The 270-nt window shown below is 43.0% G+C and carries 1 protein-coding gene; it reads left to right on the top strand.

The window, feature by feature from the left end; translation table 11 throughout:
- A partial coding sequence (locus HBA93_RS21280; RefSeq protein ID WP_502910171.1) for an outer membrane protein occupies positions 1–270 on the top strand: 270 nt, incomplete at both ends.

Here is a 270-nt window from a genome sequence, read left to right as displayed (position 1 = left end):
ATACGGTCTGGAAGGAGACATAAATTTTGCGAATTTGAAAAAGGATACCACGTTATTAAGCAATCAAAACGCCAATTTTAACTGGAATACAAAAACTGACTTTGAAGGTGCTATCCGCGCCCGTCTTGGCGTCAGTTATCAACGGTGGCTTCCATATATTGCCGGTGGTGTTTCTATTGCGAGATTAAAAGACAGTTTCTCCCTCAACAATGCGACGAATACAGTACCAGTCGCTGAAAGTACCACCACTCGTGTCGGTTTTACTATCGG

Origin of the sequence: Ochrobactrum sp. SFR4 (assembly GCF_019730395.1) — a bacterium.
Taxonomy (GTDB): Bacteria; Pseudomonadota; Alphaproteobacteria; order Rhizobiales; family Rhizobiaceae; genus Pseudochrobactrum.
The sequence above is the reverse complement of the archived record's forward strand: the minus strand, read 5'-3'. Positions and strand labels throughout refer to the sequence as shown.